The organism is Massilia sp. IC2-477, assembly GCF_020707265.1.
Lineage (GTDB): Bacteria > Pseudomonadota > Gammaproteobacteria > Burkholderiales > Burkholderiaceae_D > Telluria.
Genome location: NZ_JAJFEQ010000002.1, coordinates 331,426 through 345,031, shown reverse-complemented (window position 1 = coordinate 345,031; position 13,606 = coordinate 331,426). Strand labels below are relative to the sequence as shown.

The following is a 13,606-nucleotide window of genomic DNA, read 5'->3' as shown; positions in this document are numbered from 1 at the left end:
TGCTAGATGCTTCTCTTACGAAGCCAGCGCAACATGCATCTGTTGCAGCTTGGCGCGTACCGAGGTATCGAGCACTTCGTCGCCGACGACCACGCGCACACCACCGATCAGCGATGCATCCACTGTTACCGTTGGGTTCAGCTTGCGGCCAAATTTCTTTTCCAGCGTAGCGACCAGCTGGGCCAGCTGGTCACCCGAGATCTCGAAGGCGCTGAAGATCGTCGCATCGGCGGCGCCTTCGTTGGCGTTCTTCAGTGCCGCGAACTGGGCGGCGATTTCGGGCAGCAGGTTGACGCGGCCGTTTTCGGCCAGCATCGCGATAAAGTTCTTCGCTTCAGCGTTCAGCGGCGACTTGACCAGGGACGCAATCGTGTCGGCCAGCTGGGCGTGCGTCACGTTCGGGTTGCTGGCGAAGGCCTGCACGTCCGGATTGGCGCCAATCTGGCCCAGTTCGGTCGTGACGGCCGACCAGGCGGCCACGTCGCCCGACTGGGCGACACGGTACAGCGCTTCGGCGTAAGGGCGGGCGACGGTTGCGAGTTCAGCCATGATCAGAGCTCGGTCGACAGTTTCGACAGCAGGTCGGCGTGGACCGCTGGGTTCACTTCACGCTTCAGGATCTGCTCGGCGCCCTGCACTGCCAGTGCTGCCACTTGGCCACGCAGTTCTTCGCGGGCACGGGTCACTTGCTGCTCGGCGTCGGCCTGTGCTGCGGCGACGATACGGGCGGCTTCTTCGGCAGCGGTTGCCTTGGCTGCGTCGATGATCTGGGCAGCACGCTTTTCTGCGTCGGCGATGCGCTTCTGGACTTCGTCACGGGCGCCGGCCAGCTCGGTCTGGACGCGCTTTTCGGCGGCGGCCAGGTCAGCCTTGCCGCGGTCTGCAGCGGCCAGGCCATTCGCGATCCTCTCGGCGCGCTCGTCGAGCGCTTTCATCAGTGGCGGCCACACGAATTTCATCGTGAAGCCCGCCAGGATGAAGAAGACCACGAACTGGACAAACAACGTTGAGTTCAAGTTCACGGTAAATTCCTTCTCACAAAAACGGATGCCGAACCAGGGAAGGTTCGGCTCTTCAGATCAAGGTCGTGCTTGATTAGCTGAACGGACGTGCGAAGACGAACAGCATGGCGATACCGACGCCGATCAGGAATGCCGCGTCGATCAGACCAGCCAGCAGGAACATCTTGGTCTGCAGGGTGTTCATCAGTTCTGGCTGACGTGCAGAAGCTTCCAGGTACTTACCGCCCATGATTGCGATACCGATGCAAGCACCGATAGCGCCCAGGCCGATGATCAAACCGCAAGCCAGTGCAACAAAAGAAAGGTCAGTCATGTGTAACTCCAAAAGTTAATTTAAAAACTAGATTAAAAACTACAACTTCTTTACAACCACTATCTGTTCGATGCTTGCGGCGCCGATCAGTGGCCTTCATGGGCCTGACCGAGGTACACCAGCGTCAGCATCATGAAGATGAATGCCTGCAGGAACACGATCAGGATGTGGAAGATCGCCCAGATCGAACCCGCGATGATGTGACCGATCACACCAAATGCGGTGGCCATGGAGCCGAGCAGAGCAATCAAGAGGAACAGCAGCTCACCGGCGTACATGTTGCCGAACAGTCGCATACCCAGCGACACGGTTTTTGCTGCATATTCGATGATGTTCAGGAGCAGGTTGAACGGCGCCATCCAGATGCCGAACGGAGCTGCGAACAGTTCGTGGATCCAGCCGCCCAGGCCCTTGATCTTGACGCTGTAGTACAGCATCAGGGCCAGCACGCCGAGGGAGATGCCCAGGGTGCCGTTCAGGTCGGCGGTCGGGACCACGCGGTGATACGGGAACAGGTGCTCGACGCCGAGGAAGCCGAACAGTGCCGAGAACATGTCGACCGGCAGGAAGTCCAGCGAGTTCATCAGGGCGACCCAGACGAACACGGTCAGCGCCAGCGGAGCGATGAAGCTGCGGTCGCCGTGCACGATCGACTTCGACTGGTCTTCGACCATCTCGACCAGCATCTCGACGGCAGCCTGGAAGCGGCCCGGCACGCCGGACGTGGCCTTGCGTGCAGCCATCCACATGAACAGGCAGCCGATGATACCGGTCGTGATCGACCAGAAGATCGTGTCCATGTTGAAGACGCTGAAATCGACCACGAAGTCCTGGTGCTTGTTCGACAGGTGGCCGAGGTGGTGGGTGATGTACTCCGATGCGGTCGGGGACGCGTGCGATCCTGCTGCTGCTGCGCCTTCTACGGTTGGACTCGTCATGTCAGTGCCTAAATAATAAGATGATGTAACTTTTCAGTGCCACGATGAAACCGCCGACCAGTGCCAGCCAGTTCAGATCGTGGTACAGCCTGGCGGTCGCGAACAGGAGCGCGACCGTCAATACGATCTTTACAAATTCCCAGATGAAGAATGTTGCAGGACTTGCGCCGCCCGCGCGGTGCGCGTTGGCGAACAGTCGTACTGCCATGATGCCGTTGGGCACAACACAACACAAACCGCCCAGTACTGCCGAAAACATCGCAGACCATCCCCCCAATAGTGCGGCGATGACGCCTGCGACTACCGTGGCCATCAGTTGCAGGGAGACGATGCGCAGCATATTTTTATAGTTTCGCGCTGGCGCACTAGGACGGTTTACGATGTGGTAATTACATGAATCAGCGGGATTATAAGTGGTTATACGGACGCGAGTCAAACGATTCCGAGCTTATAACTGGGCTGTAAAGATGTGATGGAAGCAACATGAGGATAGACAAAAGCCTCATATTTTCAGTTACTTAACTGTAGGGTGGGCGGGTTCCGCCCGCGCGGATTCCGTGGTGGAATGACTGCGGTGTGGATATATGCATACGAGCACTGTCCGCGTGGGTAGGAGGACCTGCCCACCCTACCGAAGACACAATTCAGGCGCGCAGGCGGGCCAGTACGCCGTCGAGGATGTCGAGGTCGGCGAAGTCGATGATCAGCTGTCCTTTGCCCTTCGCCCCCATCTTGAACATCACCGGGGTCGCGAGGCGGTCGGACAGTTCCTCTTCCAGGCGCACGATGTCGCCGGGCTTGTCCTTGGCGCGGGCCGGCGTCGCCGGGCTGTTCTGCTCTTCCAGCGCGCGGGCGACCATTTTCTCGGTCTCGCGCACGGACAGGCGCTTGGCGATCACCTGGTTGGCCAGCGTGATTTGGCTGGCACTGTCGACCGCCAGCAGGGCACGGGCGTGGCCCATGTCGATGTCGCCGGCCATCAGCATGGTCTGCACCGGCTGGGCCAGGTTGATCAGGCGCAGCAGGTTCGACACGGCGCTGCGCGAACGGCCGACCGCCGCTGCGGCCTGCTCATGGGTGAATTGAAAATCGCTGATGAGGCGCTGGATGCCCTGCGCCTCTTCCAGCGGATTCAGGTCTTCGCGCTGGATGTTCTCGATCAGGGCCATGGCCGCGGCGGACTGGTCGTCCACGTCGCGCACCAGCACCGGGATCTCTTCCAGGCCCGCCATCTGCGCCGCGCGGAAGCGCCGCTCGCCGGCGATGATCTCGTACGCGACGGCGGAGCCGTCGGAAAGGGCGCCCTCGCCCAGCGGACGCACCAGCACCGGCTGCATGATGCCCTGGGTCTTGATCGAGGCGGCCAGCTCGCTGAGCGAGGTTTCGTCCATCCGGGTACGCGGCTGGTACTTGCCGGCCTGGATCTGGTCGACCGGCAGCGCGGACGGCGCCTTCACGGGGGCAGGTTGGCTGTCGCCGCCGAGCAGCGCGTCGAGGCCGCGGCCGAGGCCCTTGAGTTTTTTGGTTGCCATTTCTATGTCAGCTTTCGATACGGGTTTTGGAATTACATGGTCTTGATGCGCTCGACCATCTCGGCGCCGAAGGCGATGTACGCCTGGGCGCCCTTCGAGGACGGATCGAACACCACGCCCGGGATGCCGTACGAGGGCGCTTCTGCCAGGCGCACGTTGCGCGGGATGATGGTCTTGAACACCTTGTCGCCGAAGTGCTGCTCGAGCTGGCTCGAGACCTGCTGCGAGAGGGTCATGCGCGGATCGAACATCACGCGCAGCAGACCGATGATGCGCAGGTCGGTGTTCAGGTTGGCGTGCACCTTCTTGATGGTGTTGACCAGGTCGGACAGGCCTTCGAGCGCGTAGTACTCGCACTGCATCGGGATGATCACGCCGTGCGCCGAGCATAGGCCGTTCAGCGTCAGCAGCGACAAGGCCGGCGGACAGTCGATCAGGATGAAGTCGTAGTCCTTGTCCACGGCGGCCAGCGCATCCTTCAGGCGGCGTTCGCGGTTTTCCAGCGAGACCATTTCGACTTCGGCGCCGGCCAGCTCGCGATTGGCGGGCAGGACGTCGAAGCGCCCTGCCTCCGAGCGCATGCGGGCAGCGGCGACGTCAAGCTCCCCGAGCAGCACCTGGTAGATCGAGCCCTCGAGCTCGGCCTTGTTGATGCCCGCGCCCATGGTCGCATTGCCCTGCGGGTCGAGGTCCACCAGCAGCACGCGCTGCTCCAGCTTGGCCAGGCCTGCCGACAGGTTGACGGTGGTGGTGGTCTTGCCGACCCCGCCCTTCTGGTTCGCTACGCAAAAAATCTTCGCCATCTATTCTTATCCGAGTGTGAGCCAAGACGCTATACCGTTCATACGGTACAAACCATTTTAATGGTTCGTACTTTATAAACGGTATAAACTATTTATACGGTTTATTTTGTTTATGCCGATCGCTCGACAAAGATCAGGTGCCGCTCCGCGCCTAGCCTCGGAACCTGCAATGGCTGCAAACCGCTGATTTTCCATTCCGCCGGTATCCGCTCCTGCTCTTCGGCCGGCGCCGTGCCCTTGAGGGCGATGAATTTCCCACCCTCCGCCAGAAGGTGCCCGGACCAGTTCAGGAAATCCGACAGGTCGGCAAAGGCGCGCGAAGTAATCACGTCGAATTTGTCGCTCACTTCGAGTTCCTGCACCTTCATCGTGTGCACCGTGACCTTGGTCAATTCCAGCTCCGCCTTCACCTGCTTGAGGAAGGCGGTTTTCTTGTGGACGGTGTCGATCATCGAGACGTTCATGTCGGGGCGGCAGATCGCCAGCACGACACCGGGCAATCCGCCCCCTGCCCCGACGTCCAGCACATTGCGCGCGCCGGCAAAAGCGGGCACCGCGGCGAGCGAATCGAGCAGGTGGTGGGTCACCATCTGCATCGGGTCGCGCAGCGACGTCAGGTTGTAGACGCTGTTCCACTTGTTCATCAGGGCCAGGTAATCCAGCAGCTGTTCCTGCTGCTGCGCCGACACGTCCAGCTGCATTTCCTTGATGCCCTCACCCAGCACCTGCGCCAGGGCGGCGCGGTCGAAATACTTCATTCGGCCGCCTCCGCCGGAGCATTGGTGAAGCCCTTGGCGCCGCGCTTTTTCAGGTGCACCAGCAGCAGCGAGATCGCCGCCGGGGTCACGCCCGAGATACGCGAAGCCTGGCCCAGGGTTTCCGGGCGCTGTTTATCGAGCTTCTGACGCACCTCGATCGACAGTGCCGCGATCTCCAGGTAGTTCAGGTTCTCGGGCAGCTTGAGGTTCTCGTAGTGGTCGTGACGCTCCACTTCGCGCGCCTGGCGGTCGATGTAGCCGGCGTACTTCAGCTGGATCTCGATCTGTTCCTTCACCGCCGGGTCTTCCACACCCGGGCCAGCCAATGCCTGGCCTTCGGCGCCAGTCATGCTCATCAGGGTGTCGTACTGCACACCCGGACGGCGCAGCAGGTCCGCCAGGTTGTACTCACGTTCGATCGCCTGCCCCACCACGCGCTCGGATTCGGCGGCGGCCAGGATGCGCGGGTTCACCCAGGTCGAACGCAGGCGCTCGAGTTCGCGGGCGACGGCTTCACGCTTGGTCTCGAACGCGGCCCACTGGGCGTCGCCCACGATACCGAGCTTGCGGCCGATTTCGGTCAGGCGCATGTCGGCATTATCTTCACGCAGCGACAGGCGGTACTCGGCGCGGCTAGTGAACATGCGGTAAGGCTCGGCCACACCCTGGGTAGTGAGATCGTCGACCAGCACGCCCAGGTAGGCTTCCGAACGTCCCGGCGTCCAGGCGTCCCTGCCCTGGGTCTGCAGCGCGGCGTTCAGGCCGGCAAGCAGGCCCTGGGCCGCCGCTTCTTCGTAGCCGGTGGTGCCGTTGATCTGGCCGGCGAAGAACAGGCCCTTGATCGCCTTGGTCTCCAGCGACGCCTTCAGGCCACGCGGATCGTAGTAGTCGTACTCGATCGCATAGCCGGGACGCAGGATGAAGGCGTTCTCCATGCCGCGCATCGAGCGCACCAATTCCAGCTGCACATCGAACGGCAGGCTGGTCGAGATCCCGTTCGGATAGAACTCGTTCGTGGTCAGGCCTTCCGGTTCCAGGAAGATCTGGTGCGATTCTTTCGAGGCGAAGCGATGGATCTTGTCTTCGATCGACGGGCAGTAGCGCGGGCCGACACCCTCGATCACGCCGGTGTACATCGGGCTGCGATCCAGGCCGTTGCGGATGATCTCGTGGGTTCTTTCATTGGTATGCGTGACCCAGCACGGCACCTGGCGCGGGTGCATGGCGGTGTTGCCCATCACGGAAAACACTGGCACCGGATCGAGGTCGCCCGGCTGTTCGGCGAGTACCGAAAAGTCGATGCTGCGGCCATCGATGCGCGGCGGCGTGCCGGTCTTCAGGCGGCCCTGCGGCAGCTTGAGTTCCTTTAGGCGGCTCGACAGCGATACGGCCGGTGGGTCGCCGGCGCGGCCACCCGAATAGTTTTGCAGGCCGACGTGGATCTTCCCGTCCAGGAAAGTACCGGCGGTGAGCACCACGGCGCGGGCGCGGAACTTCAGGCCGACCTGGGTGACGGCGCCGACGACGCGGTCACCTTCTAGCATCAGGTCTTCGACGGCCTGCTGGAACAGCCACAGGTTGGGCTGGTTCTCCAGGCGCGAGCGGATCGCCTGCTTGTACAGGACGCGGTCGGCCTGGGCCCGGGTGGCGCGCACGGCCGGGCCTTTGGACGAATTCAGGATACGAAACTGGATGCCCGCTTCGTCAGTGGCGATCGCCATGGCGCCGCCGAGCGCGTCGACTTCCTTGACGAGGTGACCCTTCCCAATGCCGCCAATCGATGGATTGCACGACATTGCGCCGAGGGTTTCGATGTTATGCGTGAGCAGCAGGGTCTTCTGACCCGTGCGTGCCGACGCGAGTGCGGCCTCGGTACCGGCATGGCCGCCGCCGACGACGACGACGTCGAATTCAGTTGGAAATAGCATGATGGAGAGTGAGGCGAGGATTCTAATGCGCGATTATAGATTCTTTTTTCTTGCCGGACTCTAAGGGGGGCTTAAAACGACAGATTTTGTTCCACGTGGAACAGTTAACGCGACCGTCGCTAAGATGTTCCACGTGAAACAAAAGCAAAAAAGCCGGGCGAACCCGGCTTTGCTGTTTCACGTGGAACAATCACCAACCTATCTTCGTGAACGCATCGTAGGCGGTTTTCAGGATCAGTCCGGATACGACCACAAGGAAGAGCTTCCGCACGAACGCGCTACCATGCTTCAGCGCCAATCTGGTACCGACCAATGAACCCGCGACCTGGCACCCTGCCATCATCAGGCCCAGCTGCCACAATATGTGCCCGCTGTAGCCGAACCACAGCAGCGCCGAGAAATTGCAGGCCACGTTGACGATCTTGGCCGCCGCCGACGCACCGAGAAAATCGAAGCCGAAGAAGCGAACGAACAGGAAGATCAGGAAGCTGCCCGTACCCGGGCCAAAGAAGCCATCGTAAAAGCCGATCGCAGCACCGATGCCGATCGCCCAGTAACGCTCCGCACGTCCGCTGTGGACCGGTGCATGAACCGCACCGAGATCCTTCTTCTTGAAGGTGTATACCGCGACCGCGACGAGGATGATTGGCAGCAGTGTACGTACAAAGTCGGCTGGCACCCGCGTCACGGTCCACGCGCCCGCGAAAGACAAGATGAAAGCCGCGACGGCTGCCGGCGCTGCGGTGCTCCACGCTACCCTCACCCGGCGCGCGTAATTCACCGCAGCCGCACTGGTACCAAAGATGCTGGCAAACTTGTTGGTGCCCAGCAGGGTGGCTGGCACCTCTTTCGGCAACACGGAAAAGATCGCGGGAATCTGGATCAAGCCGCCACCGCCAACGACGGCATCGACCAGGCCGGCCGTGAAGGCAGCAGCGCCGAGCCAAGCAAAATCAATCATGGGAAAGAACGTGGGAGGAACGCAGAGGCTGCATTGTACGGGATGGGTTAAGCTTGTCCAATAACGACCACGGAGACACCATGACCGCCTTTGCCTTCAGCACGGTTCCCAACATCCTGTCCGAGCCCGGCGTGACCCAGCGCCTCGGCGAACTCATCGCCGAGCGCTTCCCCGGCACCCGTCGTCCCTTCATCGTTACCGACCCGGGCTTCGTGCGCACCGGCCTGCTCGAGCTTCCCAGGCTCAGCCTGGAACAGGCAGGCCTGGCGCCGATGGTGTTCGCCGGCGTCGTCGCCGATCCGCCGGAAGCCGTGGTCCTCGATGCGGTGCAGGCTGCGCGCCGGCACGAAGCCGACCTCGTCATCGGTTTCGGCGGCGGCAGCTCGATGGACGTCGCCAAGCTGGTCGCGGTGCTGGCAGGATCGGCCCAGGCCATCGGAGAGATCTACGGGATCGGCAAGGTGCGCGGCAAGCGCCTACCGCTGGTCCAGGTACCGACGACGGCCGGCACCGGCTCGGAGGTGACCAACATCGCCATCGTCACCACGGGCGAGACGACCAAGACCGGTGTCGTCGCGCCCCAACTGTACGCCGACCTGGCCGTGCTCGATGCGAGCCTGACGCTCGGCCTGCCGCCGCTTGTGACGGCGGCAACCGGCATCGACGCCATGGTCCATGCGATCGAAGCCTATACCAGCCGGCACAAGAAGAATCCGCTGTCGGATGCATTGGCGCGGGAGGCCCTGGCGCTGCTGTCGCGCAGCCTGATCCGGGCCTGTGAGCAGGGCGACAATCTGGAAGTCCGGCAGGCCATGCTGCTCGGCGCCTGCTTTGCCGGCCAAGCATTCTCGAATGCACCGGTGGCCGCCGTACACGCGCTGGCTTACCCCATCGGCGGCATCTTTCACGTGCCGCACGGTCTGTCGAACTCGCTGGTGCTCCCGCACGTCCTGCATTTCAACCTGCCGGAGGCTACCCACTTGTACGCCGAACTGGCGGCGGTTGTGGTGCCGCATGCCAGCGGCAGCGAAGAAGCGCGGGCGCAGGCGCTCATTGTTGCGATGCAACAAACAGCCAAGATGACCGGGATTGAAACGACCTTGCGCCAGGTCGGCATTGACGAGGGTGACCTCGACCGGCTGGCGGACGACGCCATGCTCCAGACCCGCCTGCTCGGCAACAACCCGCGCGAGCTCACCCGTGCGGATGCACGCGCGATCTACGCGGCAGCTTTATGAGGCGCGCAGGAAGTCCAGCAGCAGGGCGTTGAGGCGGTCCCTGGCCGACAACTGCATCCAGTGCCCCGCCCCGCTCAGGCGCTCGTAGCGAAAGCCCGCGCGGCAGTGATGCAGCGAATCCAGCATCTGCTTTTCGCCGAGGGCCGGGTCGCGGTCGCTCCAGACACCCATCACCGGCACCTCGACCGGACGCCAATGGTGCGGCCGGCCCAGCTTCAGGTTGGCCCGGTAATAGTTCAGCGCCGCGGTCAGGCGCCCTTCCGGTTCCAGCGCGGCGCGCCAGATCGCCAGCTGCTCGGGGCGGCGCGTCATCTGGCGCAGGAAGAACCAGTCGTTGGCGCGGATCGCATGCTCGGCCACGACCGGCATCAGAAAGCCCAGGATGTACCAGAAGCGCATCTGCTGGGCGACGCCGGCACTGGCGATGGCCGCCGGGTGGCCAGTAGACAGGGCGACGAAACGCTCGAAGCGCTGGGGCGCATTCATGCACAACTGCCAGCCGACCAGCCCGCCCCAGTCGTGGCCCACGATCGACGCCCGCGCCAGGCCCAGCTGGTCCATCAGGCCGAGGATGTCCGCACACAGGAATTCGATGGCATAGGCGCCGGTGCCGGGCGGCGCATCGGTCCTGCCGTAGCCGCGCATGTCGGGCGCGATGACGCGGTAGCCATTGGCTGCCAGCACCGGGATCTGGTAGCGCCAGATCTCGTGGGTATCCGGAAAGCCGTGCATCAGGATGACGGCCGGGCCATTGCCTGCGCTGACGTAGAACTTGCGCAGGCCGTGTACGTCGACGTAGTGGGATTCCAGGTTCATGTTCGCTCCGCAGGCGCCGTGCGCTTGCCGGACTCGAGCAGCGCACCCATCTCCCCCACGATACCACGTCGGAACAATAGAACGCAGACAATGAAAATCAGGCCTGTGACCATGCCCACTGACTCGCCGAGGCTCGCGAACCACGCGATGCCGAGCCGTTCGGAAAGCCAGGTCCCCCAGTCGCCCAGCTTGTTCTCGAGGGCGATGATGAGGAAGGCGCCAACGATGGGCCCGGCTATCGTTCCCATGCCCCCTACCAGCGTCATCAGGACGACCAGGCCGGACATGGTCCAGTGCACGTCGGTCAGCGTCTCAAAGCCCAGCACGACCGTCTTGGTGGCTCCTGCGAGCCCCGCCAGGCTGGCCGACAGCACGAAGGCCAGCAGCTTGTAGCGGTCGACTTCATAACCGAGCGACACCGCCCGCGCTTCGTTCTCCTTGATGGCCTTGAGCACCTGGCCGAAGGGCGAATGGACGGTGCGATAGATCAGCGCGAAACCCGCGGCGGCGATCGCCAGCACCACGTAGTACATGGTCAGGTCGTTCGACAGGTCCAGCAGCCCCAACAGCCGGCCGCGCGGCACGCCCTGCAGCCCATCCTCGCCATGCGTGAAGGGCGCGCGCAGCGCCGCGAAATACACCATCTGGGCCAGCGCCAGCGTGATCATCGAAAAGTAGATGCCCTGGCGGCGGATCGCCAGCAGGCCGATCGCCAGGCCCAGCAGCCCGGCCGCGGCCACGCCCGCTGCAATGCCCAGTTCGGTCGGCAGCCCCACCACCGCCAGCAGATGCCCCGTCACATAGCCGGCGCTGCCGAAAAAAGCGGCATGTCCGAAAGAGAGCAGTCCGGTAAAACCGATCAGCAGATTGAAGGCACAGGCGAACAGGGCGAAGCACAGCAGCTTCATCAGAAACACGGGATAGGCGAAGAAGGGCGCCGCAAGGAACAGCAGCAGGCCCAGCAGGGAGAGGGTTTTACGATTCATGGTCTAGCGCTCCTTGCCAAACAGCCCGGCCGGACGCAGCAGCAGGACAATCACCATCACCACGAACACCACCACTTCCGAGCCTTCCGGATAGAACACCCGGGTCAGGCCCTCGATCACGCCCAGGGCCAGGCCGGTGAGGATGGAGCCGAGGATCGAGCCCATGCCGCCGATCACCACCACCGCGAACACGACGATGATCAGATTCGAGCCCATCAGCGGCGTGACATTGATGACGGGCGCCGCCAGCACGCCCGCCAGGCCGGCCAGCGCCACTCCGAAGCCATAGGTAAGCGTGACCATCAGCGGTACATTGATGCCGAAGGCTTCCACCAGCTTCGGATTCTCGGTGCCGGCGCGCAGGTAGGCCCCGAGGCGGGTCTTTTCGATCACGAACCAGGTCGACAGGCAGACGGCGAGCGAGGCGGCCACCACCCAGGCACGGTAGTTCGGCAGGATCATGAAGCCAAGGTCGGTGGCCCCGGCCAGCTGCTCAGGCACGTCCAGGGTCTGGCCGGAGACGCCGAAGAAGGAGCGGAACACCCCTTCCAGCAGCAGCGTGATGCCGAAGGTCAGGAGCAGTCCATACAAGTGGTCGAGCTGGTACAGCCAGCGCAGCATCGAACGCTCGACCAGGATGCCGAACAGGCCGACCAGCAGCGGGGCCAGCAGGAGCATCATCCAGTAGTTCAGGCCGAAGCTGGTGACACCGATATAGGCGGCAAAGGCGCCCATCATGTATAGCGCGCCATGGGAGAAGTTGGTGACGTTGAGCAGGCCGAAGATGACGGCCAGGCCCAGCGAGAGCATGGCGTAGAAGGAGCCGTTGACCAGGCCGAGCAGGAGCTGGCTCAGCAGGGCTTGGTGGGGGATGCCGAAGATGTCCATGGGTGCCTGGTTGTGGAAGGAGCGACGCGCTAGCGAATACGTCAGTCCGCTGCTTCAGCACGTCGTTCCGGCGAAGGCCGGAACCCAATTTTTGCGTGCTTATCGACTGCTCTACAAAATTGGATCCCGGCCTGCGCCGGGATGACGGTCTTGGGGCTAGCTATGGAAAAGGAGGTAGCGATGATGCTCACTTCCACAGCGCGCACTTAGTCTCCGACTTCTTCGTATAAGCCTGGTCCCCCGGGATCGTCGCCACCACCTTGTAGTAGTCCCACGCCCCCTTCGATTCCTTGGGCGACTTCACCTGCATCAGGTACATGTCGTGGACCATGCGGCCGTCCGGGCGGATCGTGCCGTTGGTGGCGAACATGTCCTTGATCGGCGTGGCTTTCAGGTGCGCCATCACCTTGTCGGCGTTGTCGGTTCCTAGCGCCTTGACGGCGCCCAGGTACTGCATCGTGGCCGAGTAATCCCCTGCCTGCAGCATCGAAGGCTGCTTCTTCATCTTGGCGAAATAGCGCTTGGCCCAGGCGCGGGAGTCAGGCGTCTGGTCCCAGTACCAGCCGTCGGTCAGGTACATGCCCTGGGTCGTGTTCAGGCCCAGGGTGTGGATATCGTTGATGAACACTAGCAGGCCGGCCACCTTCATCTTCTTCGTCAGGCCGAATTCGTTGGCCGCCTTCACCGCGTTGATCAGGTCGCCGCCCGCGTTCGCCATGCCCAGCACCTGCGCCTTTGAGGATTGCGCCTGCAGCAGGAAGGACGAGAAGTCCGAGGCCGACAGCGGATGCTTGACGCTGCCCACCACCGTGCCGCCATTGGCCTTGATGACGTCCGCCGTGTCCTTCTCGAGCGACTGGCCGAAGGCATAGTCGGCAGTCAGGAAGTACCAGGACTTGCCGCCCTGCTTGAGCATGGTGGCGCCGGTGCCGCGCGCCAGCGCCACGGTGTCGTAGGCGTAGTGGACCGTGTAGGGCGTGCACTGTTCGTTGGTCAGCTGCGCCGTGCCGGAACCGATGGCGATGAAGACTTTTTTCTTTTCCGCGGCTACCTTGGCCATCGCCAGGCTGGCGCCGGAATTGGTGCCGCCGATCAGCAGGTCGACGCCCTGCTGGTCGAACCATTCGCGCGCCCTGGAAGCGGCGATGTCGGGCTTGTTCTGGTGGTCGGCGACGACCAGCTGGATCTTCTTGCCGTTGATCGCCCCGCCCATGTCGGCAATCGCCATGCGGATCGCCTCCGCGCCGCCATTGCCGTCGACATCGGAATACACGCCGGACAGGTCGGTGATGAAGCCGATCTTGATGACGTCGCCCGAGATCTGGGCCTGAGCCGGCAGCGACAGGCCTAGGCTGGAGGCGAGCGCAAGGGCAATGACGGTAGGTTTCATGTGGTCTCCATTCTTGTTGGCGGGTTATGTATT

At 62.8% G+C, this 13,606-nt stretch carries 15 protein-coding genes; 1 reads left to right on the top strand and 14 read right to left on the bottom strand.

The features are described from left to right. Nucleotides 1-15 precede the first annotated feature (15 nt). The 10 genes from LK542_RS04935 to LK542_RS04890 form a co-directional block, all read right to left on the bottom strand. Nucleotides 16-549 (bottom strand): F0F1 ATP synthase subunit delta, encoded by a 534-nt coding sequence (locus LK542_RS04935; protein ID WP_227811045.1) that lies wholly within the window; start codon nt 547-549, stop codon nt 16-18. Nucleotides 550-551: 2 nt separating this feature from the next. Next, on the bottom strand, nt 552-1,022 hold the full coding sequence (locus tag LK542_RS04930; protein ID WP_227811044.1) for a F0F1 ATP synthase subunit B: 471 nt from the start codon (nt 1,020-1,022) through the stop codon (nt 552-554). A gap of 73 nt (nt 1,023-1,095) precedes the next feature. Continuing rightward, nucleotides 1,096-1,335 carry a F0F1 ATP synthase subunit C gene (gene atpE / locus LK542_RS04925; RefSeq protein WP_056340707.1) on the bottom strand — a complete coding sequence of 80 codons (240 nt, stop codon included), beginning with the start codon at nt 1,333-1,335 and terminating at the stop codon, nt 1,096-1,098. 86 nt (nt 1,336-1,421) lie between these two features. Further along, nucleotides 1,422-2,273, bottom strand: coding sequence for a F0F1 ATP synthase subunit A (atpB, locus tag LK542_RS04920; RefSeq protein WP_227811043.1), 852 nt, complete (start codon nt 2,271-2,273; stop codon nt 1,422-1,424). Between the two features lies 1 nt (nt 2,274). Next, nucleotides 2,275-2,613 (bottom strand): ATP synthase subunit I, encoded by a 339-nt coding sequence (locus LK542_RS04915; RefSeq protein WP_227811042.1) that lies wholly within the window; start codon nt 2,611-2,613, stop codon nt 2,275-2,277. Nucleotides 2,614-2,917: 304 nt separating this feature from the next. After that, the gene (locus LK542_RS04910; RefSeq protein WP_227811041.1) at nt 2,918-3,805 is read right to left on the bottom strand and encodes a ParB/RepB/Spo0J family partition protein; all 888 of its coding nucleotides are present in this window, start codon (nt 3,803-3,805) and stop codon (nt 2,918-2,920) included. A gap of 32 nt (nt 3,806-3,837) precedes the next feature. Beyond that, a complete protein-coding gene (locus tag LK542_RS04905) occupies nt 3,838-4,608 on the bottom strand; it encodes a ParA family protein (protein WP_227801458.1) in 771 nt (256 codons plus the stop codon). A 110-nt stretch (nt 4,609-4,718) separates the two neighbouring features. Further along, the gene (gene rsmG, locus LK542_RS04900; protein ID WP_227811040.1) at nt 4,719-5,366 is read right to left on the bottom strand and encodes a 16S rRNA (guanine(527)-N(7))-methyltransferase RsmG; all 648 of its coding nucleotides are present in this window, start codon (nt 5,364-5,366) and stop codon (nt 4,719-4,721) included. Continuing rightward, nucleotides 5,363-7,294: a tRNA uridine-5-carboxymethylaminomethyl(34) synthesis enzyme MnmG gene (gene mnmG, locus LK542_RS04895; RefSeq protein ID WP_227811039.1), complete on the bottom strand. Its 1,932-nt coding sequence runs from the start codon at nt 7,292-7,294 to the stop codon at nt 5,363-5,365. The genes rsmG and mnmG overlap by 4 nt, the downstream gene beginning before the upstream one ends. A gap of 190 nt (nt 7,295-7,484) precedes the next feature. Continuing rightward, a complete protein-coding gene (locus tag LK542_RS04890) occupies nt 7,485-8,255 on the bottom strand; it encodes a TSUP family transporter (RefSeq protein ID WP_227811038.1) in 771 nt (256 codons plus the stop codon). Nucleotides 8,256-8,335: 80 nt separating this feature from the next. Here LK542_RS04890 and LK542_RS04885 point away from each other — a divergent pair, with 80 nt between their 5' ends. Continuing rightward, nucleotides 8,336-9,493, top strand: a complete 1,158-nt coding sequence (locus tag LK542_RS04885) for an iron-containing alcohol dehydrogenase (protein WP_227811037.1) — start codon at nt 8,336-8,338, stop codon at nt 9,491-9,493. Here the strand turns inward: LK542_RS04885 and LK542_RS04880 are convergent. The 4 genes from LK542_RS04880 to LK542_RS04865 form a co-directional block, all read right to left on the bottom strand. Next, nucleotides 9,488-10,309: an alpha/beta fold hydrolase gene (locus LK542_RS04880; protein WP_227801452.1), complete on the bottom strand. Its 822-nt coding sequence runs from the start codon at nt 10,307-10,309 to the stop codon at nt 9,488-9,490. The two genes, LK542_RS04885 and LK542_RS04880, sit on opposite strands and share 6 nt — an antisense overlap. Then, entirely contained in the window at nt 10,306-11,295 is a 990-nt protein-coding gene (locus LK542_RS04875) for a branched-chain amino acid ABC transporter permease (protein ID WP_227811036.1), read from the bottom strand. Before LK542_RS04875 ends, LK542_RS04880 begins: the two co-directional genes overlap by 4 nt. A gap of 3 nt (nt 11,296-11,298) precedes the next feature. After that, nucleotides 11,299-12,183, bottom strand: coding sequence for a branched-chain amino acid ABC transporter permease (locus LK542_RS04870; RefSeq protein ID WP_227811035.1), 885 nt, complete (start codon nt 12,181-12,183; stop codon nt 11,299-11,301). Between the two features lie 187 nt (nt 12,184-12,370). Continuing rightward, nucleotides 12,371-13,573: an ABC transporter substrate-binding protein gene (locus LK542_RS04865; protein WP_227811034.1), complete on the bottom strand. Its 1,203-nt coding sequence runs from the start codon at nt 13,571-13,573 to the stop codon at nt 12,371-12,373. Nucleotides 13,574-13,606 lie beyond the last annotated feature (33 nt).